The following is a 24,980-nucleotide window of genomic DNA, read 5'->3' as shown; positions in this document are numbered from 1 at the left end:
TTGATTAATGAGGCCGGGAATTTAGGCGAGGTGAGGGGGGGATAACTGTCAGGCCATCGACCCCTGATTTGCGGGAGTTGTCTCTAGTACGGTGCGATTAAAAACTCATCTGCCATTGGCCGGTCAGCGCATGGTTGCGGCTGTTGCTGCCCACTTCGCCTGTATAGCCCAGGCCCAGGCGATGGCGGGCGGATAAGCCCAGGTCCAGGCCCGCTTCCAGCAACAGGCTGTCCCGATCCAGGGCGCTGCCTTGCACATTGAACGCCGTGCCCCCCGCCAGGAAAGCCTGGCCGGTGGTGCTGTCGACATCGCCATAGGTGTGCTTCCAGCCAACGCTGGCGCGGGGTGTGAGGCTGACGCCGTTGTCCAGCTGGCTCAGGTGCGCCAGGCGCAGGCCGAAGGTGCTGCTGAAGTTGTCCTGGGTCTGGCCCTTGACGTGTAACGCAGCGGCGCCGCCTTTTTCTTTATAGCCGTCGCGCTGGTAGCGCTGGTAGCCGAGGTTGGCGAACGGCTCTGCGCTCAAGCGACCTGTGCCAAGGGCGTAGCCCAGTTCAGCAAAAGCCTGCTGGCTGTTGGCGTCATAGTCGCCTTTGGGGCGGTCGTTAAAACCGTTGAAGGCCACCGTGCGTTTACTGTCGCCTTGGTGCCCGCTGTAGGCAGCACCCAGGCGCAAGGCCAGTGGGCCACTCTGGCGCAGGGCATAGACGCCGGCGTGCCAGCTGTCGACGCTGCCGTCCACACCGGCGGTGTCCAGGTCGGTCTTGGAATAACCCCCCAGCACACCCAGGCGCCAGTCGCCGTCCAGCGCCCAATCGGCACCGAGCACTGTGCCCTTGGTGCGTTGGGTCAAACCGTTACTGCCGTGCTCGCCGTCGAGCTTGCCGTAGCTGCCGATACCTTGCAGCCACAGGCGGCCGCGGGCGTTCGGGTCATTGAGGTTGCGCACCTCGGCGGGTACGCCGGTGGCCGCCAGTGCGGGTGTGTCTTTGCCGTCCAGCCCCACCAGCAGTCCCGCACCGCCGCCCACCTGGTGCATGGCGGCGAGCATGCTGTTGCCAACTTGAGCACTGGCATTGAGGGTGGCGCTGGTGAGGCTGGCAGTGCTGCTGCCCGCCAGTTGCTCGATGGCTGCACCGGCTGTGGCGGTGGTGGTATTGAGCAGGGCGTTGTACAGCGGATTGTTCGTGCCCAGGCCCGCCAGTCTGCTGGCGGCGCTGGCACCGTTGGCGGTGCTGGCGAACTGGTTGAAGGCGATGTCGTTACGTGTGTACGTGAGGCCGACCTGAGTGGCGCTGTAATCCAGGGTTGGGGTCAGGAAGGCGTAGTCGCTGGTGACCTTGCCAAACGTGCCGTTGATGCTGCCGGCTTGCAGCACGCTGTAATGGCTTTGCCACGGGTAGGTGCCTTCGCCGGGGTTGACCGCCAGGGTCGCGCCATTAAGGTAAGCGGTGCCGCCGACCTTGATCGGTGCGCTACTGCCGTCGGCGTTGACGCCATAGGCGAGGGTCGAGCCGCTGCCCATGCGCAAGTCACGGCTGATGCTGGCGGTACCCAATGCGGTGTTGGTCTGCAGGGTGCCGTTCATCAGCAGGCTGCCCACCGAGCCGCCGCCGGCATACACACCGCCAGCATCGACCGTCACATTACCGGCAATGCCGCCTTGGTTGACCAGCTTGGCACCGCTGGAAATCTCGCCGCCGTCGCTGAAATCACCCTGGCCGGTCAACGTCCAGATGCCTTGCTTGACCTCCAGCCATTCAAGGTTGCGGCTGTCGCCAAAACTGCCCCCTGCGACGTCGTCCAGGGTCAGTCGGTCGTAACCGCTGCCGCCGTCCACTGTGCCGATAAAGCGGCTGCCATTGCGCAAGATCACGTGGTCGTCACCGCCGCCCAAGTCCAGGGCCAGGCCATTGCTGGCACTGATCGTGCCGCTATTGATGACTGTGTCGGCGTAATTGCCGACGAACTTCACACCAAAGCCATCCAGGCCTTGAATCGTGCCGTGGTTCTCCAGGGTGGTAGTCGCAAGCCCGGGCCCGTCGCTGCCGTCGTCCACCAGGATGGCATTGTTGGCACCACTGATCAGCGCGCCCTTGGCGTTGTAGATAGCGCCGCCGCCCAGGGCGATCCCGTCGCTGCCGTTGGCAAAGCCGTTCTTGTCGACACCCCCGGCGCCGACACCCTGGATGACGCCGTAGTTTTCGATATGGGCGATCTTGTCGATGTCCACGCCGTCACCGTCGCCATCCGGTTGCAGCCCGGAGAACGCGCCGGTGATGGTGCCGTGGTTGATCACAGTGCCGTCGCCATCGGAACCAAAGCCCGAGCCGTTGCGGCCGATCACCGTGCCGTAGTTGGTCAGCGTGGCGCCCTCGTCCGTGGTGATGCCATGGCGGCCACCGGAAATCAGGCCGTAATTGGTGACCGTTACGCCGCTGGCGGAGTCGATGTCCACGCCATCGAACTTGTCATCGCGGGAGAAGGTGTTGCCGGTGGAAATCTCGCCGTAGTTAGTGATAGTGGCGTTGGCGCCGGTCTTCATGCCGTCGCTGGCCTCCCCGCGAATCAAGCCACCGGCACGGTTGATGATGGTGGTGGTGACGTTGCTGCTGCGCAGCGCATCCAGGTCCAGCCCTTGGCCGGTGGCCGAGCGAATGGTGCCGCTGTTGTCGATCAGCACGCTGCCGCTGGCAACGTTACTGTTGATGCGCAACGCATCATTGGCGCCTTGGATCACCCCGCCGGCAAGGTTGTAAATGCTGTACCTGCGCTCCCCGCTGACACTTCCTGAACTGTCGATACCCCGACCGCCACTGGAGACCAGCTTGCCCGCGTTAGTCACCACCACCCCCGCACCGCGGGTGCCGTCCTTGAGCGTCACCGCCACCCCAGAGGTTGTAATGCTGCCAGGCGCCGACGTGGTCAACGTATCACTGTCCCCCAAGGTTTGCCCCTGGGTGGTAGGCGTGTCGATCTGCAGGGTTTTGGCTGCGGCTGCTTCGATGAAACCACCGCTGGCCAACAGGGTGATGGCGAGCGCGAGGCGTTGAGGAGACGGGGGCATGCTGGGCGACCTTGTTATGGCAAGCGAGTCGACCTGTATAGCGGAGGGGAGTTGCAGGAATGTGTCGAAAAGATGACGACAATGAATATGCAATCTATTGCAGATCCTTGAGCCTATTCAGCCTGAGCGCTGCAATATATTGCACATTCTGCACGTCAACCGCGCCGCACGTAGCCCTTGCCGAAATGCCGCTCCATCCGCGCCTGGATCAATTCGAGCCCCAGGGACATCACCCAATAAATGATCGCCGCCGTCGTGAGCATCTCGATATAGCGGTAGCTTGAGCGGCCATAGGACTGCGCCAGAAACATCACTTCCCACACGCCCATCACGGAGATCAGCGACGAATCCTTGAGCATCGAGATGAACTGGTTAGTGGCCGGCGGGATGATGGTGCGCATGGCCTGGGGCAGGGTCACGTGCCAGAAGATCGCCCTGTCGCGCATGCCCAGGGCCAGCGCAGCCTCGCGTTGGCCGTGGGGCACGCCGAGGATGCCGGCCCGGAAAATCTCGCTCAGGTAGGCGCCGTAATTCAGTGACAACGCGATGATCCCGGCGACGATGGCGCCTGGCACCAGCCCCAATTGCGGCAGGCCCAGGTAGATCAACAGGATCTGGATCAGTAGCGGCGTGCCGCGAAAGAACGAGGCGTAGAAACTGGCAATGCCGAACGCCACGGCACTTTTGGACAGGCGCCCCAACGCGGTGATAAAGCCCAGCACCGACGACGCGACAATGGCGCACAGGCACAAAAACAGCGTCAGCGCCGCACCTTGCAGGAAGCCGTTGGGCGCAAGGTGCAGGCCGACCAGGTTGGGCAGCTTGTCGAGGATGATCGAGAACTTCAGGTCAAAGCTCAGGAAAAAACTCGCAAACAGGGCGAACAGCGCCGCCCAGGTCAGGTAAAGCCGTAGGCGAAAACTCATCGGCTTATATCGGCGCCGATCCATTTTTGCGACAGCGCGCTCAAGGTGCCGTCCTGCTTGAGCTGGGCGAAGACCTCACGCACTTTGCTGTCCCACTGCGGGTCGCCTTTCTCGATGGCCACCGAGTTGGGCTCCGAGTACAGCGGCGCACCGGCGAGCTTGAAACGCGTGTCCTGGGTCAGGCGCGGCTGCGCGGTGACCAGGTTGGTGAGGATCGCATCCAGGCGCACGCCAGCGCCCAGGCCCAGATCCTGGAACGCCACGTTGTCGGTGTCGTACGGTGCGATCTGCACCTCCTCGAACGGGTACTGCAACTGCGTGTCTTCGGCGCCTTCGATCACCAGGTTCTTGTTCAGGTAGCTTTCGTAGCTAGAGGCGCTGGTGAGGCCGACTTTCTTGCCGCTCAGGTCCTTGGCTTCGTGGATGCGGTCGTCCTTGGCATTGACCACAATCACGGCGGGCGAGGCGTAGTACTCCACCGGGAAGTCGAACACCTCGGCGCGTGCCTTGCTTGGGGTCATGGAACAGATGCAGATGTCGTAGCGCCCGCTCCAGCGGCCGGCGGCGATCACGTCCCAGGACGGGGTTTCCAGGCGCAACTTCACGCCCAGTTTTTGCGCCACGGCCTTGGCCACGTCCACGTCGAAACCGTCGAGCTGATTCTGGTCATTGAGAAATGAAAACGGTGGATAGCTTTCCATCAGCACGCCGACCAGCTCTTTCTTCTGCTCGACACGATCCAGCGTGGCACCGCCAAAGGCTTGGGTTGAAGCAGCCAACATCGTCAGGCCCAGGGCCAACAGCGGTCTGAATTTCAAAATCGAACACCTGAATAAAAAAGAGGTTGTTATTAACCGAACGGTACGCATTAAATAGTTATAAGAACGACTCTCATAGTGAGTTATTTTCATAAGCATATGAGTAAAAAGCATATGGGCGCAGTAAGCACAGTAATTCTCGATGGTGGCATGGGCCGTGAACTGCAACGCCGTGGCGCGCCGTTCCGTCAGCCGGAATGGTCGGCACTGGCCTTGAGCGAAGCGCCGCAAGCGGTGGAGGCGGTGCACGCGGCCTACATCGACAGTGGTGCCAATGTGATCACCAGCAACAGTTACGCGGTGGTGCCGTTCCACATTGGCGAAGCGCGGTTTGCCCAAGAAGGGCAGGCGCTCGCCGCCCTGGCCGGTGAGTTGGCGCGACGGGCGGTGCAGGCCTCCGGTAAAGCCGTGCAGGTAGCCGGCTCACTGCCGCCGCTGTTTGGCTCTTATCGCCCAGATCTGTTCCAGGCCGAGCGCGTCAGTGAGTTGCTCACCCCCTTGGTGAACGGCCTGGCGCCGTATGTCGATCTGTGGCTGGCGGAAACCCAGAGCTCAATCGCTGAAGCGCGTGCGATCCATGCCGGGTTGCCGAAAGATGGCAAGCCGTTCTGGCTGTCGTTTACCTTGAAAGACGAAGACACCGACGAGGTGCCGCGCTTGCGCTCCGGCGAACCGGTGGCGGACGCAGCCGAGGCGGCGGCGCAACTGGGCGTGCAGGTATTGCTGTTCAACTGCAGCCAGCCGGAAGTGATCGGCGCGGCCATTGATGCGGCGCGGGCAACTTTCGAACGATTGGGTGTAGCGATTCAGATCGGCGCCTACGCCAACGCTTTCCCACCGCAACCCAAGGAAGCCACGGCCAACGATGGTCTGGACCCGTTGCGCGACGACCTCGACCCGCCCGGTTACTTGCAATGGGCGGCCGATTGGCAAGCGCGCGGCGCTAGCCATTTGGGTGGGTGCTGCGGCATCGGACCGGAGCATATTGCGGTGCTGGCCCAGAAGTTGGCTGGCTGAGCCTAAGTTCCGAGAGTCGCCACCCTCCAATGTGGGAGCTGGCTTGCCTGCGATGGCATCAACTGGTTTGCCTGATACACCGAGGTGTCTGTATCGCAGGCAAGCCAGCTCCCACACATGTGAGCATTAATCCCGACACTCTGTGAGTGTCTTCAACTGGCCCGAACCACTCTGGTTCGCCTCCGACAACCACGCCTCAAACCCGGCACCGACCTTCGGCCATTCCGAATCCAGGATCGAATACCACGCCGTATCGCGGTTCTGCCCCTTGACCACCATGTGCTGGCGGAACACCCCTTCAAAACTGAACCCCAAGCGCTCGGCTGCGTACTTGGACCGCGCGTTGCCGTTGTTGCACTTCCACTCCAGCCGACGGTAGCCCTGCTCGAACGCATACTTGGCCAGCAGGTACACCGCTTCGGTGCTTTTTGGCGAGCGCTGCATGGGTGCGCCGAAGGTGACGTGGCCGATTTCGATACGGCCTTGCGTCGGGACGATGGACATCAGGCTGAGGATGCCCTGAACCTGGCCCGTCGCACGGTCGATCACGCTGAAAAAGTACGGGTCGCTGTGGGCGGCGTGATTGTTCAACCATGCGTCGAAGGCACTGCGCTCGGTGAACGGGCCGTAGGGCAAGTAATCCCACAGCTTCGGATCGGCCCCTGGGCCGTCAAGGGCTTGCCACAGTTGATCGGCATGGCGCGCCGGGTCGAGCTTTTCCAGGTGGATAAAACGCCCTTCAAGCAGTTGCGCAGTCGGCGCCGGGACGCCTTTCCAATCAGCGAGGGAATTGATCATGCAGTGCTCCTTAAAGACCTTTGCGAAATTGGATGAAGCCTGGGCGTTCGGCGATGCGCTCATAGAGCTGGATCGCCGTGGCGTTGGTCTCATGGGTCAACCAGTGCACCTTGCAGCAGCCATCGGCCTTGGCGGTGGCGTAGACGAATTCGATCAGCTTGCGACCGACCCCCGTGCCACGTTGGGCTGGGTCAACCAGCAAGTCCTGCAGGTAGCAGGAGTTCTCGATGCTCCAGTTGGAGCGATGGTAGATGAAGTTGACCATGCCCACCGCCTTGCCGTCCTGCCAGGCCAGTGCCGAATGGGTCGGCTCGCTGGCGTCGATCAGGCGTTGCCAAGTGCTTTGGCTGACGGCGTCCGGCAATTCGGTGTTGTAGAACGCCAAGTAGGCCTGCCATAGCGGCAGCCAGGCGGCTTGGTCGGCGGCTGTGACCTGGCGAATGTCGATCAAGCTCATTCTGAAACTCCTTGGGGAATAAAGCGGGCGAGGGTCTGGTCACGTACATCGGCACTGGCGGCCAGGCCGTCACGGACACCGGCCATGTCGGCGGCGCTGCGGTTCTGGCTGAGTTTGCGTTTGCCCACCAGGCGTTCGATCGGCAGGGCAAAGCCGACAATGGCCTTGAGCATGCCGTCGATGTAGTCCGCCGGTGCGTCGCTGACACGCCAGGGTTGGGCGCGACCGCTCTCATGGCGGTCGGTGAGGGCGGTGACCACCTTGAGCAAGCGCTCGGCGTCGCTGAATACCGCAGGCGTGCCATAGGCGTGCACGGCGATGTAGTTCCAGGTCGGGACCACTTTGCCGTGCTCGGCCTTGGCGGGGTAAAACGCCGGGCTGATATAGGCGTCGGCACCGGCGAAGATCACCAGCGCTTCACCGCCATTTTGCAGCTCACGCCATTGCGGGTTGGCCTTGGCCAGGTGACCGTACAGCGTGCCGTTGGGCCCTTCATCGGGGTTGAGCAGCAAGGGCAAGTGGCTGGCTTGCAGGCCGTTTTCACCCACGGTTACCAACTGCGCCAGACGGGTGTGCTGGATCAGTTGCTGGATTTCGGGCAAGTCATCGAGAGCAAAGGCGCGGGGTGTGTACATGGAGATATTCCTTGGCGAATGCCTGCATCCTAGGCAGGCTATTGGTTCGTTGTAAGAGCCATCTCGCGCTATTTTCATAGGTCCAATATGCCGCCTGTTTCGCCACCGCTGTCCTTCAACCCCGCCGGTATCGAGCTGGACCGCCGCCAGGGCCTCACGCGCCAGCTTTATGAGGCCCTGCGCCAGCGGGTATTGGATGGGCGATTGGTCAGCGGCACGCGGTTGCCCGCAACCCGAGATTTGGCGACAGCCTTGTCGATTTCCCGCAACAGCGTGGTGCGCGCCTACGACCAGTTGTATGCCGAAGGGTTTATCGAGAGCCGGGTGGGTGATGGCACCTATGTTGCCCAATTGCCGATGCCCCAAAAACTATCCACAAAAGTATCCACAGGGTTGTCAACAGGCTTATCCCCAGGGTTATCCACAAAATGGGCAAATTTACCCGAGGATTTGGATGACGAAGTTATCCACAGTGCCGGGTTGGCGCGGGTAAAAGACCACCACCTGCCTCAGCCGCCTTCGGGGCCGCCTCGGGCATTTCGCGTGGGCGTACCCGCCTTCGATCTGTTCCCGTTTGAGGTATGGGCCAAGCTGAATGGGGCGTTCTGGCGCAAACCCGACCTGGAACAGCTGTGCTATGGCGACCCGGCAGGTGATGGCCGCCTGCGCGGTTTGATCGCCGCGTACCTGCGCAGCTCGCGTGGCATGCAATGCACGGCTGAACAAATTGTGATCACCAGCGGCGCACAGCAAGCCATCAGCCTTTGTGCACAGTTGCTGGTGGAGCCTGGGGATGGCGTGGCGGTGGAAAACCCTGGCTATCGCGCGGCCGGCCATGCATTCGCTTTGGCCGGGGGGCGACTGCACGGCGTGCCGGTGGACGGTGAGGGCATGGATTGCCAGGTGCTCAGTGCCCTCAATGATTGCCGCGTGGCGTATGTCACGCCTTCCCATCAGTATCCGCTGGGCGTGGTGATGAGCCTGGCACGCCGCCTGGAGTTGCTGGCCTGGGCCGAGCGTTCAGGCGGCTGGATCGTGGAGGACGATTACGACGGCGAGTACCGCTACAGCGGCGCGCCGCTGTCACCATTGGCCGCGCTGGATCGCAGTGGCCGCGTGCTGTACGTGGGCACCTTCGGCAAGGTGGCGTTCCCGGCGTTGCGCCTGGGTTACCTGTTGTTGCCACCGGGCCTGGTGCAAGCCTTCACCCGGCGCCGCGCGGTGGACGTGCGTCACTCCGAAGTCAGCACCCAGGCGGTGATGGCCGAGTTCATGGCGGCGGGGCACTTCCAGCGCCACATTCGTCGGATGCGCCGTGCTGCGTTGAGCCGACGCAATGCCTTGTTGGCTGGATGGCCAGAGGCATTAGCCGGTGTTGGCCCATTGCCCAACGTTGCAGCGGGACTGCACTTGACGGTGCGTGTCGACAGCGTGTCCCGCGAGCAACAATTGCTAAAGCAAGCTCATGCAGTCGGTGTAGAGATCAACGGATTGAGCACCTATTGGCTGCCAGACTCCAGCACACCGCCGGATCAACGCGCCGGCCTGGTGCTGGGGTTTGCTGCCGTGCCTGAGTCGGGCATTGCGCAGGCGCTGGAGCGTTTGCGTCTGGCTTGGCTGCCATAAGCCGATCAGGTGTTGAAGAACAGCGACTGGGCCAGTTGGGCGCCGATGCTGCTGCGATGGATTTCAATCATGTCCCAGTCACTGGGGCCGGTGCGCTGATAGGCACCGCCTAGACGTTGTTGCTCGCGGGTCTTGAGGTGATCCTTGGTGAAGTTTTCCAGCGCGGCATCTTTTGTTTCATAGTGAAAGTGCGCGTACCACAGCACAGTGCCGTTTTCTTTGTCGCGAATCTCGTACTCGTCCAGATAGTCCTTTTTGGGCCCCTTGAGGGGGCGGCGGCTGATGACCTTGACGATGCGGATCAACCCTTGGCTGTTGAGCCAGTCAACCCGTTCGGCGGTTGGCGCTTGATGCTTGATCATGTCGATGTAGTGTTTTTTACCAAGTCGATAGAGGCGTTGCGCCGCGTCGTTGAGCTGGCGCTTGGTTGAGGCGGCAGAAGCGTGATCGCTTTCAGTAAGATTGCGCTGGGTCAGGGCTTCTTCGATATCGTTTGAGGCTTTTTCCAGCGCCTTTGCATGATCATCGAACATGTCTTGAATATCCTGCGGCGCATGCCAGGGTTTCCTGGAGAAACCCTGGTATTTACGGGTTTCAGCTTGTTCGCCATCCAATAGCGCTTGCCCCGTGTTGATGCTGGTGTCCAGATCCACAGCTACCGGTGCGCTTGGCTGCGATGGGGCTTTCTGCCGTTTAACCCAGACTCCCGGTGCCTTCTCATGAAACGTGGCGAGCACCTTGCCGGTCATGTGTGCCTTGACGTCGACCAACGAACTGTCTGCTTCGCGGGGCTCACCCATCACCAAGCCGTGATGACGTGTCTTGATCACTTTACGCCTTGGGGCGGGCTCGGCCCTGGAGCTGCCGGGCTTGGGCTGCTGGGCTTTTTTCTCTCGCAGCAGGTAGGCCAGGTCGTGGATGGCCCGTTGGCTGAACTCGCTTATTTGCAGGCGAAAACGTTCGAGGCGGGGTTTGAGCAAGTGCTGCGGGTAATCGGCATGCAGATCCAGCAGGCGTTGGTCGGCGCTGGAAAATTGCTCAACGAGGCTGTTGAGCACCTCGATACGATTATCCAGCGAGGCGCCATTACCGCGTTCAATAATCTCACTGAAACTTTCAACGTTGATTTCGGCTGAATCGACGATCTGGCCCATTCGCTCACGCACGGTGGCTGGAACCTGGCTTTGCGTCTCATCGATACACAAGTAACGGCCCAAGCCAATCTCAAGAGATTTGAGTTCAATGAGCGTGAGCTGCGGCAACTCTCGTATGGTTTTACGAATGATCGCCACGCCTTCATCTCCCAGGGTTTTAAGTTCGTTGAAGCGGTCGTTGATGAATTCCAGCCGCCTGATGATGCCAAGGTTCTGAGTGGACAGGGTTTTTGCGATTTTTGCCTGGTTTTTATAGTCAATGTCTACCTCCGCATCAAGAACCGGCAACGACGCCGTCAAGGCTTTCTTGTAGCTCTTCACCTGTTGCTCCATGGCTATCTGTGTCAGTTGCACCTGTTGTTTCAGGTAACCGCTCATGTTGCTCTGGTAGGTGGGTACGGTGTCGATGATGCTCAAGGACTTCAGCTGGCTGATCGCTTCGTCGTACGCCGCCAGCCGCCTGTCGACCTTGTCGATGAACGCTGTACGCTGCAGGTCCGTGGACGGCCCCGGGGTAGCGTCCAGCGCGGGCTTTGATTCAAGCACGTCCAGTTGTTGACTGGCGGCGACGGCGTCAAAGGCGTTGAGCTGCCTCTTGAGTGCTGCAATGCGCGCAGGCTGATCGACCTTGACCGCCCGCCGGCGGTTTCTAAGACCGCCGCCGCGCAGTCGCAGGCGGATGTCGACAAACCACTGGCCCGCCAGGTTGCCGATCAGCGGCGGGCCTGTACGCAAGGGAGATTTGGAGTCGATGATAATGACACTGTCGTTGTCATCCACGATGACTTCGAACCAGCGCTCACCAACGGGTGCAAACCACCGATCCGCGAGTGGATAGAGATTGAGGTGGCGGCCGGGGGTTTTATTTTGCTCGCCAAGCTTATCGGGTTTGGCAACATTAAAACTGTCGAGTGTTCTGGCCAGTCCCAGGCGACTATGGCTCAGGGCGCCGCGCGTGTGTACGGCACCTTCATGCTTGGCAGGTAGTTGATTGTCGGGAATATCCGGTTGCTGCACGCAGGTATATTTTTTCTCGGCAACCGGCGGTTTGCTCACCGTTTCGATTGTCGTTTGTTCGGATTCAGGCTCAATCCTGGCCGCATCGAACTGCTTTCGAGGTCGCGGATGGCGCAGGGCTATATGCAGAGTCAGCGCCATTCCCAGGTTGAGGAATACATCCACCAACGCAGTCCAGGCCGTTGAGTGGTCATCCTTGTTCACGGCCTCCTCGGCAGCTTGCAGGTCGTCCATGATTTGCCAGATCCAGGCGGCGACTCCCAGGGTGCGGCCCATGAACGGCAGCGCGGCACTGAATATTTGCCAACCTGCATGTCGAAAGGTCGCCCACCGTTTCTGTACGTTGGATACCGACTGGCGTGTTGCCAATTCGACCATGGCATTGGCATTGGCCTTGAACAGCGTCGCTAACGCGTCATTGCCTATTTCTTCGTTGGTCAGCGTCACGGGGCCGCTCATGTACAGCACGGTAAGCGGCTCAACCAGTGCGCGCACCACGGTCCAGGGCGAGGGAAGGGTGTCGGGGAACACATATTGTGCATAGTTGAAGCGTTGCGCGTCGGGCAGCCAGGCCAGCACTGACTCGCGCAAGGTACGGTCATGTTTGATGGCGTACAGCAGGTTTTGCCGCGATGCAAATTGCATCAGCGTCGGTTCGAGCAGGGGCCGATAAAGCACGCAGGGGCCGGCGTCGGAATGCCTCGGGCCGATCACGAACATATTGGCGACCACGTCTTGCTCATGGCCGGGGCGCAAGGTGGGCACAAAGGCCAGGCAGCGAATGACAATGGGCTGCCCATCTACTTTGCGCTCCTGTTCTTCGTTGTGCATCACCGCGGCGATGTAGCGGTAACCGCGTTCATCGACGCCGCCCTGGCCGCGGATTTTCATCTGCAAGGCCAGCAGTGGCAGTTGCACCTGAAGGTGGCGGGTGTAGATCTGCTGTCGATGGCGCGATTGCAGCGGATCATCGAGCAGTTTTTGTTTGACCAGGGCTGGGTAGTTCTGGCCTATATCAATGTCTTCTATGACGTCTTTCAGAAAGCGGTAAGTCAGCCAGGTGGGTACACCGTTGTCCTTGCCGTTGTAGTGCACGGTCGCGTTGCCGGTAGGCAAGCCGGTAAGGTTTTCCAGGGCCAGGTCGATCAGGTCACGACGAGTGATGTCGACGGCACCCGGAATGACAAATGTGCCCCACAGAACCGGGCTTTCAATCACAACCTCGACCTTATCCAGATTCAGACTCACGCCCTTTTCCGGGACGCGGATATGGCTGTGCAACTGAGTCCGGGCATAGTCACGAATAGACGGAATGCCGTCCTGGAATGTTTCGCCGTGGTAATGGGTGTGCAGTTGGGCCAGGTCGATCATATAGCGGCTGTAGGCGGCGGTATCGGAGTCCGTCGCCGAGGTCAGCCAGTCCGGGAGTTGTTGGTGAATCTGGCGAATATTCGACAACTGGTGATCGCTCATCTCTTCGATGCTCGGCACGATCCGGGCGACAGTTGGGGCGGGCGGCTGATCCTGCAGGCCGGCCCCGCCGAGGCTGCCAATGACCTGGATTTGCAGCGAGATCAGCGTGCAGGCCAGCGCATCGAAGAAGTTGCCATCAGGCTCGTACAAGCGCCATTGCAAGGTAGCGTCCTGCTCTGGTGCATTCAGCCTTGCCGGCAGCGAAGCACCGAACTGGGCCAATGACTCGAACGTCTCATACCCGCTCACAAGCGAGTGCGTCAGCACCATCGGGCGGTTCTCGTGTTCGCCCACCAATACGGTAAGGTCCAGGAAGTAGAGGTGGGTAGACTGGCCATCTTCAAGAATATCCACGTCAACCAGGTAGGCATGGGTTTTATAGGGGTCTTTCAGCGAGCGCCTGGCTCGGTCGGGCTCATGAAAAACCGTGCGGGCCATGGCGCATTCGTGCTCATCCAGACCTTGCTCTTCGGTGATGTTCCACACGTTTCTCAACGCGCTGGAGAAGGCCTGCCAGCGTGGGCCGGCTGCGCCATTGGACGCGTTCCAGAAGTCCAGCTGCTGCTCTTGGAACGCGGCGAACAGCAGGTCTGATAACTCGTTGATCAGACGTGCAATGGCATCGATTTTCACCGCGAGGTGTACGGGAGCCGTAGCGTTGGGTTGTAGCGTGAGGAAGTGTTGACCGTCGAGGTAGGTCACCCTGTCGCTGGACAGTGCCTGATGAGCAAGCACCGAGGTGAGTGATTCCACAGTAGCGGGCGCGCGCTCGACGGCGTTACTGACCACCTCCCATTGAGGGCTGACTACCACGGCCAGATCGGGGTCGATATTCAGGTTGGGATACAGCTCTTTGAGTGCAGAGCGCAGTGTGGCGGCGGCAACTTCCCGGGCGGTGGGGCCGGTGGTTAACTGGGTAAGCAGTTCATAGGTACTGGGCGGGCGGTGATTATTAGCGGTGTCATTGGGCATGTGCAGCTCCTCTGCATTCGATGGCCCGGACGGGCTTCGCAAATGAGCAAAGTAGCGAGCTGCGTTGCGTCGAGGGCGGTAGATACGTCGAGGCGCATCTACGCCCGCCAGTGTTTCACGTGCCGGATTTGATCTTGGTCCAGGCTCTGGTCCTGGCGCGCTCCGCATCACGCCCCAGAGGCTTTAACGTATACAACGTCGCCATCGCCGCTTCGGTCGGGTAGAGGTTGGGGTTGTTGCGAATGGTCGGATCGACTCGTTCGGTCGCGTCCTTGTTAGGGTTGGGATAACCGACAAAATCGCTGATGGGCGCAATAACCTCGGGCTGTAGCAAGTAGTTGATAAAGGTATAGGCGTCCTGTGGGTTTTGCGCGCCCTTGGGGATGGCGAGCATGTCGAACCAGATCGGCGCGCCCTCTTTGGGCAGGCGCATGTCCACGGAGACGCCGTTTTTTGCCTCTTTGGCACGGTTGGCGGCCTGGGAGAAACTGCCGGAATAACCCACCGCGACACAGATGTCGCCATTGGCGATGTCGGCCATGTACTTGGACGAGTGAAAGTAAGTGATGTACGGGCGGATCTTCATCAACAGTGCTTCGGCCTTGTCGTAGTCCTTGGGGTTGCTGCTGTTGGGGTCCAGGCCCAAGTGCTGCAACGCCAGGGGCAGGATCTCCGAGGGCGAGTCCAGCAGTGCGACGCCGCATTGCTTGAGCTTGCTGATGTTCTCTTCCTTGAAGATCAGGTCCCAGCTGTCCACGGGGGCGTTGTCGCCCAGGGCCGCCTTGACCTTGGCTGGGTTGAAGCCGATCAGGATGGTGCCGTACATGTAGGGCACGGCGTATTGATTGCCGGGGTCGTTGGCTTCGATCAGCTTCATCAGTTTGGGGTCAAGATGGTTCCAGTTCGGCAACTGGCTGCGGTCCAAGGGCTGGAACACGCCGGCTTCGATCTGTTTGGCCAGGAAAACGTTGGACGGCACCACCACGTCATAGCCGGAGTTGCCGGTGAGCAGTTTGGCTTCCAGGGCTTCGTTGGTGTCGAAGATGTCGTACACCAGCTTGATCGACGGGTGCTGGGCCTTGAAGTCTTCCAGCGCCTTGGGCGTGATGTAGTCGAACCAGTTGTAGACCTTCAGGGTTTTTTCTTCGGCCTGGGCTGCGCCGCTGACAACCACGGCGCACAGGGCGAGCGACTTGAGTATGTTCATTGGGCTGCTTCCTCGAAACCTTCCAGCACGTTGACGGCGTTGATGCCGATTTCTTCCACCGCGTAGCCGCCCTCCATCACGAACAGCGTGGGTTTGCCCAGGCGGGCAATGCGTGCGCCCATGGTCAGGTAGTCCGGGCTGTCGAGCTTGAACTGCGAGATAGGGTCGTCCTTGAACGTGTCCACGCCCAGGGACACCACGATGATGTCGGCGGCGTAGCACTCGATTTCGGCGCAGGCCTGTTCCAGCGCGGCGCTCCAGGCCTGCCAGCCGGACCCGGCCGGCAACGGATAGTTGAAATTGAAACCCGCGCCTTCGCCTTCGCCATGCTCATCGGCATAACCGAGGAAGAACGGAAACTCTGCCTCCGGATGGCCGTGAATCGAGGTGAACAGCACGTCGCTGCGCGCGTAAAAAATGGACTGCGTGCCGTTACCGTGGTGGTAGTCCACATCGAGGATCGCGATCTTTTTGCAGCCCTGATCAAGGAATGCCTGGGCTGCGATGGCCGCGTTGTTGAGGTAGCAATAACCGCCCATCAAATCGCTGGCGGCGTGATGCCCCGGCGGGCGGCACAGCGCGAAGGCACTGTGGGCGCCTTGGGCGATAGCGGCCTGGGCGGTGAGGGCAACTTGTGCTGCGCTGTAGGCCGCTTGCCAGGTGCCGGCTGTAATCGGCGCACCACCGTCGAAGCTGTAATAGCCCAACTGGCCGTGCAGGCTGGTGGGCATCACGCGGCGCAACGTGCGCGCAGGCCAGGTGTAGGGCAACAGATCGCCGTCCTGGTCGTATTCGGTCCAGCGCTGCCAGGCGCCTTTGAAGAAGTCGAGGTAGTCGCGGCTGTGGATACGTTGCAGCGGTGCCAGGCCGAAGTCCAGCGGTGCTTGCACGGGCCCCAGCTCCCGCGCCTTGACCCGTTGCAGCACATGGTCGGCGCGCGAGGGCATTTCGAAGCAGGGCATCAGTTGCCCGTCCATCAGTTCACAGCGGCCATGGTGCAAATGATGATCGTCCGAGTAGATCGTCAGCATGTTGTTGTTCTCCGAAGGCTCTGGGGTATGCCTTGCAGTGTTGCCAGACGCCGGGTTTTGGAGAACGGCAGGAGCGGCCAAAAGGGGATCGATATGGCCAATGTGTCTGTCCGCTATTCGCCCCTTGCTAAGGCCTGAACTGACTCGGTGCCACACCGCTCCAGCGCACGAACGCATGCCTGAAGCTCGCGGTCTCGCTGAAGCCCAGTTGCTCGGCGATCCGGTAGATCGGCAGTTCATCCTCCCCCAGCAACTGTTTGGCGCGTTCGAAGCGTAGTTCGTCGAGCAACTCCTGATAGCTGCACCCCAAATCATGCAAATGCCGGCGCAGGGTACGTGCTGAACAGTTCATCTGCCCTGCCAGTCCCTCCAGGCCCGGAGCGGCATTCAGTTGCGCGGCCAGTAACAGGCGCACACGCCCCAGCCAGGCCTGGCGACCGGTGAACTCGGCATTCTGCCGCCGGCAGCGTTCCACCATGGCGCAGTGGGTGACGGCGTCGGCCAGCGGCAGGGGTTGATCGAGCCAGTCACGGTCGAACGCAAAGGCATTGCTGGCGGCGCCAAATTGCAGCGGGCAGTCGAAGCGTTCGGCGTAGCGTGCTCGATAGTCGGGCGCTGGGTATTCAAAGCGCGCGCCGAGTAATGGCAGTGGTTGGCCGAGCAGATCGTCGCCGATGACTTTCAGCGAGAGCAGGCAGAACTCGACATTGAAGGCGTGCAGGGCTGGGTCTTCGCGATAGTCACTGGCGCTGAACCAGACACGCTGGCCGTCCTCCTCCAGGCTCAGTTCAAAAAGTGTTCCCAACAGCGCCGGGTAGCGCAGGGCCAGGCGCAAAGCGTCACCGAAGGTGGCACTGGTGAGCAGTGCATAACCGAGCATGCCGTAGGATGACACATGCATGCGCCGGCCCAGTTCCAAGCCGATACCCCGGCGCAACGCCACGGCGTTGGCGCATACGCGCATTTCCTGATGAGTGGTAATACGCGTATCGGCGCGGCCCAGGTCGGCACTGCTGATGCCACTGCCGGCCAGCAGGGTTTGGCTGGGTATGCCGTCAGGCTTGAACGTCTCCAGTATCAGCGAGACCGCATTGAGGGTGGTCAGGTGTGAATGCAGCATGATCGATTCCAGCCTGGGTTTGCCAGGCTGGAGCAAGTTATGTGCCGTTGCGCGAGGGGATGGTCAATAGACCTCTGGCGGGAAAAACAAGCGCTGGGCTTGCGTCAGGTTGATGGAGCTGCGGTAGTAGTTGAGTTGTTCCTCTGCGTTCAAGTCGGTGATCGTGTCAGCCACCTCTTTGAGCTGTTGTTCTGCTGGTGTTTTCAACCGTGCATGGAGAAATCTGTTAAGTGAAGCGTGGGCGCTCGAGTATTGGAAATGTGCATACCAGAGGGGTTTGCTGGTAGACAGATCAATGACGGCATACTCATCTTGATAGCTCCAAGTGGCGCCCTTGAGGGGCTGGCGGGTCGTGACCTTTTTGATCGCAATTTCGCGGTGGTTAATGAGCCAGTCGACATGGGCAATGGTCGGCGGCTGTTGCTTGATCAGCTTTGCCACGGTTTCAGTGGCTCGTGCGTAAAGTGCTTTTGTGGCAGCCTTGAGTCGTTTGCGCAGGTCTGCGCTGGATTGCTTGGTTTGTGCCGTGACTTTGGCTTTGATCAATGCCTCGTCAATATCTTGCTCGCTGCGCTCGAGCAACCAGGCGTGCTGGTGAAACATGTACTCGATGCCGATGGCCGTGCGCGAGGTATCGTTGGCTTGTTGGCTGGCGCGTTCTTGAAACTTCGGCAATTGGGCGAGTAGTTTCTCGCCCGCGGTGGTGGCGTCGTGGAGCGTGAGCGTTGTGGATGTGGCCTGTGCCGTGGGCGTTTCGATGTGTTCGACCCACATACCCGGAGTCTTCTCATGAAAGGTGGCCAGGACCTGGCCGGTTATCGGGGTCTTGATATCAACGAACCTTGATACGGTCCCTATGGGGTCCAAGCGGGGTTCGCCAATCAACACGCCGTTGTAGCGTGTCTGGATAAATTTTTTCAGCGGCCTGGGTAGCGCAGGGGGAGGGGTGGGCCTGATTCGCGTCAGTTTCTGTTCTTCGTGCAGAGGGACAAGTGCCGCCTTGGCGCGGTTGGCGAACCCTTGCAGCGATCGACTCAGGCGCTCCAGGGGTTGGGCCTGGATCTGTTCGGAGAACTCTTGAGAAAAGTCCTTCAAGCGCTCATCGATGAACTTGAACTGCTCCACTAGATTGCTCAAGGCATCAATGCGCTCGTCCAGGCGATATTCGCTTCGCTCATCCAGGGTGTCACGCAGGGTCTGTACCGCGACGTCGGCACTGTCGAGCGTGTTGTTGAGCATCTCCCAGGCATGGGGTTCGGTTGCGAGGGATTCAGGGGTCAGGCACAAGTGACGCGCCAACGTCACCTGCAGGGCCCTGAGATCGTCGCTCATATAGCGGGGCAGTTTGCGCTTGCTCTCCCTCATCACGTCGAATCCGGCCGGGCCGAATTTGCGTAGTTCGGTGAAGCGTGACTGAGCGTAATCCAGGCGTTTGATCATGCTGTCGCTCATCTCGACGATCTGCTGGTAGTCCGCGATATCGCTGGTATGAGGTGGCGGTGCATGGATTGGGAGCTGTTCCAGAACGGGCGAAAGTTTTGAAGTAAAGGGGACGAGTTCTTCGTTTACCCCTGCTTCATTGAGCGCCAGTTGGGCCTGTAGATAGCCAATGGCTTTTACTTGGAATTCAGGCTCCGAGGTGAAGACGGCGATGGTCATCAGGTGTTGCCGTGCTTGTTCGTAGTCTTCCGATTGGCCATCGAGCGTGTCCAGGTAGGCCTGGCGTTTGGCTTGGGCACTGGTACTGGGGGCCTCGTCCATTGCTTTGCGGGTTTCTTGCAGTAGGCGCTGCTGGGTTTTCTTCGCGCTTTCAAACGCTTTCAATTTACTGCGCGATGCGTCGGCTTCGGTGATCGCAAGGTCCTTGGCGGTATTTTTCAACCGATCGGTACTGGGTTTGCGCAGGCGCACCCGGTGGTCGACGGACCATTCGCCCTGAGCGTTGTGAATCAGTATGGGGCCGATGCGGTTGGCCTGGTTGGGGTCAATGACAACAATGTTTTTATCGTCGTCCACTTTCACCATGAACCAGTTTTCGCCGACGGGAGCGTAGTGCTGCTCTCCTGACTGATACAGGTAGCGGTCAGCAGCCGGCTGGTCTATGACGGCGCCGAGGTCAGCGGGCTTTTCTGTTTTAAAGCTTTCAAGCATCGAGGTTTCCAGCGCTGGCGTGCGGTTGATTGCGCCGCTCGTGTTCAGTGCGATCTCGTGATCGGGAGGCGGGGCCAGCGAGGTTCGCTCAGGCAGTTGCTCGACGGTGAAGCTTATCGTGCTGGAGGGGCCCGGCGTTTCAGGCGCAAGCTCGGTCGTCTTGACTTTGGTGGGCTCGATCCTGGCCGGCTCGAACTTAGGTCTGCTGCGCTGTGCGCTGTGTAAGGTGATCGCCATACCCAGGTTAAGCAGCACATCGGTCAGCGCAGACCATTGTGCAGGCTTGTCGCCCTCCTCATGGGCCTGGGCAAAAGTTTCCAGCTGTTCGACGATTTGCCAGATCCACGCGCTAGTGCTTGCGACGCGCCCCATAAAGGGCAGTGCGGCATTGAAGAGCACCCAACCGGCCTGCTTTAGCGTGTCCCAGCGGCTTTCGGCATTCGATACCGATTGGCGGTCCGCCAGTTCAATCAGCGCTTTGGCGTTGCTCTCGAACAGCGTCTTGAACATATCCCCGTTGAGGCTCTCCTCACCAAGACTCACGGGACCGCTATAGGTCCATAGCTCGATGGGGTTTACCAGAAAGTCGGCGATGACCCACGGCGACGGCCAATGACTGGTAAAGACATAATTGGCGTAGTGGTTACGCACCGCGTCCGGTAGCCAGCTAATCACCGAATCGCGCAACGTGCGCGACTGGCTGATGGCATACAGCAAGTTTGCCGGTGATGGGTATTGCAGCAACGCGGGTTCAAACAACGGGCGGTATAGCAGGCAAGGGCCGTCTTGAGCATTTTCTGGGCCGATGATGTACATATTGGTGACGTCATCGTTGCCGTTGATGAGCCGGCGCTTGGGGTTGAAGCTCAGGCGTCGCACCATGATGGCTTTGCCGTCGACGTAATGGTCGCCGCTTTCAGGCTGCATCACAGCCACAACGTAGCGGTAGCCGCGCTCGTCAATCCCGCCCATGCGGCGAATCTTGTGCTGTAAGGCCAGCATCGGCAATTGGACTCGCAGGTGATCGCGGTACAGTTTTTTGCGACGTGACGCCTCGGCCGGGTCATCCAGCAGTTTGCTGCGGATCAATGCAGGGTACGTGACACCGATATTACAGCGGCTGATCAGTGTTTCGAGGTAAGCCACGGTTATCCGATCCGGTATGGATTGGCGGATGTCGCTCAGCAACGTTTTATTACCGGTGGGCAGTGCAATCAGGTTTTGCAGGGCCAGTTCGGCAAGGCTGAACGTGGTGGTTTCGAACTGCCCGGGCACGGTGAAAAGGCCCCATACCACCAGGCTCTTGACCTGGATTTTCAGCTTGTCGAGCTTCAGGTAATGCAGCGTCGGGTGGTCCTTGAGCAGCTCGATTTTCAACTGGTCCAAGGCGAACTGATGAATGCTGGGAATACCGTCATCGTAGGTCTTGCCGGCATTCAGGCTATTGAGCGAGGCCAAGTCCTTGAGGTGGCGTGAATAAAGCGACTGATCGCTGGCAGAGGCATCGGTCAGCCAGTCCGGCAGTTGGGTTTGATACCAGCCTGGGCCCGGCCCTTTGGCGATGGCTTTTTCGGCAGGCATCGGGAGTGTTTGCAGGGGCGGGTGTTTCGCGCTGGGCTGTTTGTAATCCCCGGTTTTGAGGTTTTCCACAGTCTCAAGTTGCAGGGCGATCAGCTTGCAGGCAGCGTGCTCGAAAAAATCGCCGTCAGGTTCATAAAGGCGCCACTCCAGGCGATCAAAAGCCTCCGGTTGCTCCAGGTGATCCTTCAACGAATCGCCTAGCTGTTGGTAGGTGTCGTATTTCTCGTATCCCTTGAAGGGTGAGTAACAGAGGATCAGGGTTTTGTCTTCGGATTTGCCCTCGAGCACGGTCATGAATACTTGGTCGGTGTGCTGCGTCTTGGAACCTTTTACCAGGTCGGCATCAATCAGATAAGCGCGGCTGCCATAAGGGTTATTGCCTTGGCGAGCGGAGCGGGTGGGTGCATGAAACAGCGTTCGGGCCATCGTGCAGTCTTCGTCGGTCCAGGCATCGACGTGTTGCACATTCCAGGCCCCGCGCAGGCTCTGGGTGAGTGTTTGCCAGCGAGGACCGTTGCCGTTGCTCTGGTTCCAGAACGTTACCAGCTGTTCCTGAAAGGCCCGGTAGACCACCGGCGCCAGGGTATTGATCAGATTGGCGATTTCGACAATACGCACGGGTAAATGAAGCGGGGGGGTGGTCAACGGCTTCAGGGTCAGGAAGTGATTGCCCTCGACGCACAGCGTCGGCACCTTGAGGATGGCCTGCCGGGCCAGGATGCTGCTCAAGGTTTCATAGCGTGTTGGCCCTGGCACGATCTGGTCATCGATGAGCTCCCAGGTGGGAGTGCCCATCAGTGTCATGGCCGGGTCGATGTCCAGGTCTGGGTATTTCTCCAGTAAAGACTGGCGCAGCAGTTCGCGAGCTGCTTCACGAAACGAAGGTCCGACGGACAGTTGAGTGGCCAGTTTGTGTGTTTCAGTGTCTGGAGGCGTTTGCTGCGAGGGTGTGGAGTTGGAGGTTGTCATGCGGGCATCCCTGTCTTGCCGATCAATGGAAAAAGCCGAGAGCAGGCTCGGGTTTTCCATGTTAGGTATCAGCAAGCAGGGAATAGCAGTGCTTATGTAGGGCTGTCTTGGGCGTTCAAGTTGGGTTGGTATGCAGGTCCAACTCTACCAGGCGCCGCACTTCCTCGACGGCAAGGCCGGCACCGAGCAGGGCGTGCAACTTGCCGAACGCGGCTTCGCGGGTCATGCCTGCGCCGGACAACACGCCGGCGCCTCGCAAGCGGCTGCCGGCTTCGTAGACATCCAGCTCTACACCGCCTTCATGGCATTGAGTGATGGCGACCACCACCACACCTTGATCCTGCGCACGCTGCAAGCTGGCGAGGAACTGCGGGTTATCGCTCGGCCCGGTGCCGCTGCCGAAGCACTCCAGCACCAAGCCCTGAATGCCGCTGCTGATGATTGCGTCTAGCTGTGCAGCGTCGAAACCGGGTATCAGCGGCAGTACGCCGACGTTCGCCAAGGCTTTGGGCTGACGGTAATCCAGCGCTGCCGGCAGGGTTTCGGCACGGGCGAAGTCATCCTTGCGTTGCAAGGCCGCAAACGGATTGCGCCCAAAACTGCGAATCTTCGCGCAGCGGGTCGGTGCCATCAGCGCGCCGTGGAAGTACAGGTGCACACCCGGCTCCAACCCTTCGGCCAAGGCTGTCAACGCACCGCTGACGTTTTCCCAGGCATCGCTGTCGGGCACACCGGCGGGCAGCATCGAACCGGTGAACACCACCGGTGCCGGCAGGCCCAGCAGTTGGAAGCTCATGGCCGCCGCGCTGTAGGCCAGGGTGTCGGTGCCGTGCAGGATCAGCACGGCATCGCAGCCGGCGTCTACCGCCTCGACCACGGCGCTGCGCAGGCGTTGCCAGTAGGCGGGGTTCATGTTGGCGCTGTCGATCAGTGGTGACATTTCCCGAAAGCGCCACGCGGGCAGGTCTGCGTCGGCGAACTGTTCACGCATGCGTACTTCAAAACCAGACGCGGGTGCCAGGCCATTGGCGCTGGCCTGCATGCCAATGGTGCCGCCGGTATAGAGCACCATCACGTTATTAGCTGATTGCATCGAAAATCTCCTGAACGAAAAACGCCGCCGGGCCCAGAGCATGCCCAAGGCCGGGCGGCGTGTCATCTAGCCGTGATTAACGTTGCGCTTGAGCGCTCAGTTCAGCTGCCGGAGCCGCTTCGGTTTTCACCGGGTTGGCCGGCCAGGCCTTGCGGTCCAGGTCCAGGTCGGGGAACTGGCTGGAATCGAACACCGGGGTCTTGATACCCGCCGCGCGCTGGTTGTCGTAGTCGTTGAGGATGCGCATGGCAATCTTGAACAGGAACGCCAGGGCGAACAGGTTGACGAACGCGAGCATGGTCATGGTGATGTCGGCGAAGGCAAACACCGTGCTCAAGTTCTCGATGGAGCCCCAGAAAATCAGCACCAGCACCAAAGCGCGATAACCCATCAGCACCTTGCGGTTGTTGCCGACCAGGAAGCGCAGGTTGCTCTCGCCCAAGTAGTAGTTGTACATGATCGACGTGAACACGAACAACGCCAGGGCCACCGAGATGAACATGCGGCCCCAGTCACCCACTACTGCCGCCAGGGAGTTCTGGGTCAGGGCAATGCCGTCGCCTTCAAAGCCTGGGGTGTAGAAACCCGACAGCAGGATCAGCAACGCAGTACAGGTGCAGATCACGAAGGTGTCGAGGAACACGCTGAACGCTTGCACCACGCCTTGGGCGATAGGGTGTTCTACCGACGCCACTGCCGCCACGTTAGGCGCACTGCCCAAGCCTGCTTCGTTGGCGAACACGCCGCGCTTTACACCCATGATGATCGCGCTGCCCACCAGGCCACCGAAGGCTTGGTCGAGGCCGAACGCGCTCTTGACGATGGTCGCGAGCATGGCCGGTACGTGGTCGAATTGCAGCACGATCACGTACAGGGTCACGGCGATGTAGACCAGGGTCTTGACCGGCACCAGCAGGTCGGCGATCGAGGCGATACGCTTGATCCCGCCGATGAACACCAGGCCCAGCAACACCGCCAGCGCGAGGCCGGTGTAGGTGGTGTCGAGGCCGAAGGCGTTGTTCAGCGAGTGGGTGACAGCGTGTGCTTGCAGGCCGTTGAAGGCAAAGCCGAAGGTCACCAGCAGCAGGAACGCCATGACCATCCCCAGCCAGCGCTTGTGCAGGCCGTGCTGGATGTAATACGCCGGGCCGCCACGGTAGGTGCCTTCAGCGTCGGTGCGCTTGTACAACTGGCCAAGGGAGCACTCGATAAAGCTCGAAGACATGCCCACCAGCGCGGTGACCCACATCCAGAACACGGCACCCGGACCACCCAACGTCACGGCAATGCCGACACCGGCGATGTTACCGGCACCCACGCGGCCGGCCAGGCTGAGCATCAGCGCCTGGAACGAGCTGAGTTGGCCGGCGCTGCTCTTGAGGCTGTCTTTAAACACCGAGAACATGTGGAAAAAGTGACGCAACTGCACGAAACGCGAGCGGATCGTGAAATAACCGCCGAGCCCGACTATGAGCACGATCAGTACTTTCCCTGAGAGGAAGTCGTTGATGACTTCGAGCATGGAGTGTTCCTCGCTGATTTTTCTAATGGCAAACGCAGGACGGTCCGACGCATCGCTCGGCACCAGGCAGTGCACGACGCTCGATCCCCATCCTTTTGCGGGTGTTGTTATTCATGCGCTTTCGCGTGGTTCCCGGGCCTCGTTACCGACAGCCGCAGACGCGAAGAGGGGCGGCACTATACCTAGGCGAGCGTGATCCGTCTGCACGGGGCGATTAAAGGTTTCAGCGCGGTCGCGGAAGGGGAGGAAGGTTTGCGGTGCGATATTAGATTTTTTATGGGCGTCATGGAGCAACCTCAAGGCAAAAAAAAGGGCCTGAAGAACGAGCCTTCAGGCCCTCAAAAGGTGA

Annotated in this window: 15 protein-coding genes; 2 read left to right on the top strand and 13 right to left on the bottom strand. The window is 60.2% G+C overall.

The window, feature by feature from the left end:
- Positions 1–97 precede the first annotated feature (97 nt).
- From JFT58_RS02505 to JFT58_RS02495, 3 genes are all read right to left on the bottom strand, one after another.
- Positions 98–3,064, bottom strand: a complete 2,967-nt coding sequence (locus JFT58_RS02505; protein WP_054896076.1) for an autotransporter outer membrane beta-barrel domain-containing protein — start codon at positions 3,062–3,064, stop codon at positions 98–100.
- Positions 3,065–3,219: 155 nt separating this feature from the next.
- The gene (locus JFT58_RS02500; RefSeq protein ID WP_014720547.1) at positions 3,220–3,990 is read right to left on the bottom strand and encodes an amino acid ABC transporter permease; all 771 of its coding nucleotides are present in this window, start codon (positions 3,988–3,990) and stop codon (positions 3,220–3,222) included.
- On the bottom strand, positions 3,987–4,808 hold the full coding sequence (locus tag JFT58_RS02495; RefSeq protein WP_054896075.1) for an ABC transporter substrate-binding protein: 822 nt from the start codon (positions 4,806–4,808) through the stop codon (positions 3,987–3,989). Before JFT58_RS02495 ends, JFT58_RS02500 begins: the two co-directional genes overlap by 4 nt.
- A gap of 114 nt (positions 4,809–4,922) precedes the next feature.
- Between JFT58_RS02495 and JFT58_RS02490 the strand changes: the two genes are divergently transcribed.
- On the top strand, positions 4,923–5,825 hold the full coding sequence (locus tag JFT58_RS02490; RefSeq protein WP_054896074.1) for a homocysteine S-methyltransferase family protein: 903 nt from the start codon (positions 4,923–4,925) through the stop codon (positions 5,823–5,825).
- Between the two features lie 126 nt (positions 5,826–5,951).
- Here JFT58_RS02490 and JFT58_RS02485 read toward each other — a convergent pair whose 3' ends face one another.
- Genes JFT58_RS02485 through JFT58_RS02475 form a run of 3 tightly spaced genes read right to left on the bottom strand, consistent with a single transcriptional unit; the run spans position 5,952 to position 7,715 of the window.
- On the bottom strand, positions 5,952–6,623 hold the full coding sequence (locus JFT58_RS02485) for a GNAT family N-acetyltransferase (protein ID WP_054896073.1): 672 nt from the start codon (positions 6,621–6,623) through the stop codon (positions 5,952–5,954).
- Positions 6,624–6,633: 10 nt separating this feature from the next.
- Positions 6,634–7,080: a GNAT family N-acetyltransferase gene (locus tag JFT58_RS02480; RefSeq protein WP_054896072.1), complete on the bottom strand. Its 447-nt coding sequence runs from the start codon at positions 7,078–7,080 to the stop codon at positions 6,634–6,636.
- Positions 7,077–7,715 carry an FMN-binding negative transcriptional regulator gene (locus tag JFT58_RS02475; protein WP_019818148.1) on the bottom strand — a complete coding sequence of 213 codons (639 nt, stop codon included), beginning with the start codon at positions 7,713–7,715 and terminating at the stop codon, positions 7,077–7,079. Before JFT58_RS02475 ends, JFT58_RS02480 begins: the two co-directional genes overlap by 4 nt.
- Before the next feature lie 87 nt (positions 7,716–7,802).
- On the opposite strand from JFT58_RS02475, the gene pdxR reads away from it, so the two are divergent.
- The gene (gene pdxR, locus JFT58_RS02470; protein WP_054896071.1) at positions 7,803–9,341 is read left to right on the top strand and encodes a MocR-like pyridoxine biosynthesis transcription factor PdxR; all 1,539 of its coding nucleotides are present in this window, start codon (positions 7,803–7,805) and stop codon (positions 9,339–9,341) included.
- Positions 9,342–9,346: 5 nt separating this feature from the next.
- On the opposite strand, the gene JFT58_RS02465 is transcribed toward pdxR, so the two are convergent.
- The 7 genes from JFT58_RS02465 to JFT58_RS02435 all read right to left on the bottom strand — a co-directional run bounded on the left by JFT58_RS02465 (position 9,347) and on the right by JFT58_RS02435 (position 24,631).
- Positions 9,347–13,957: a dermonecrotic toxin domain-containing protein gene (locus JFT58_RS02465; protein WP_103299471.1), complete on the bottom strand. Its 4,611-nt coding sequence runs from the start codon at positions 13,955–13,957 to the stop codon at positions 9,347–9,349.
- Positions 13,958–14,072: 115 nt separating this feature from the next.
- Complete coding sequence (locus tag JFT58_RS02460) at positions 14,073–15,164, bottom strand: polyamine ABC transporter substrate-binding protein (RefSeq protein WP_054896069.1); 1,092 nt, start codon at positions 15,162–15,164, stop codon at positions 14,073–14,075.
- The gene (locus JFT58_RS02455; RefSeq protein WP_054916930.1) at positions 15,161–16,195 is read right to left on the bottom strand and encodes a histone deacetylase family protein; all 1,035 of its coding nucleotides are present in this window, start codon (positions 16,193–16,195) and stop codon (positions 15,161–15,163) included. The genes JFT58_RS02460 and JFT58_RS02455 overlap by 4 nt, the downstream gene beginning before the upstream one ends.
- 127 nt (positions 16,196–16,322) lie before the next feature.
- Complete coding sequence (locus tag JFT58_RS02450; RefSeq protein ID WP_054896067.1) at positions 16,323–17,315, bottom strand: AraC family transcriptional regulator; 993 nt, start codon at positions 17,313–17,315, stop codon at positions 16,323–16,325.
- Between the two features lie 63 nt (positions 17,316–17,378).
- Positions 17,379–22,016, bottom strand: a complete 4,638-nt coding sequence (locus tag JFT58_RS02445) for a hypothetical protein (RefSeq protein WP_054896066.1) — start codon at positions 22,014–22,016, stop codon at positions 17,379–17,381.
- 115 nt (positions 22,017–22,131) lie between these two features.
- Positions 22,132–23,109: an asparaginase gene (locus JFT58_RS02440; protein ID WP_054896065.1), complete on the bottom strand. Its 978-nt coding sequence runs from the start codon at positions 23,107–23,109 to the stop codon at positions 22,132–22,134.
- 76 nt (positions 23,110–23,185) lie between these two features.
- Positions 23,186–24,631 carry an alanine/glycine:cation symporter family protein gene (locus tag JFT58_RS02435; protein ID WP_034129133.1) on the bottom strand — a complete coding sequence of 482 codons (1,446 nt, stop codon included), beginning with the start codon at positions 24,629–24,631 and terminating at the stop codon, positions 23,186–23,188.
- Positions 24,632–24,980: the final 349 nt, after the last annotated feature.

Source organism: Pseudomonas sp. MF6767 (genome assembly GCF_016405475.1).
Lineage (GTDB): Bacteria > Pseudomonadota > Gammaproteobacteria > Pseudomonadales > Pseudomonadaceae > Aquipseudomonas > Aquipseudomonas paracarnis.
This window is presented reverse-complemented; position numbering and strand designations above follow the sequence as displayed.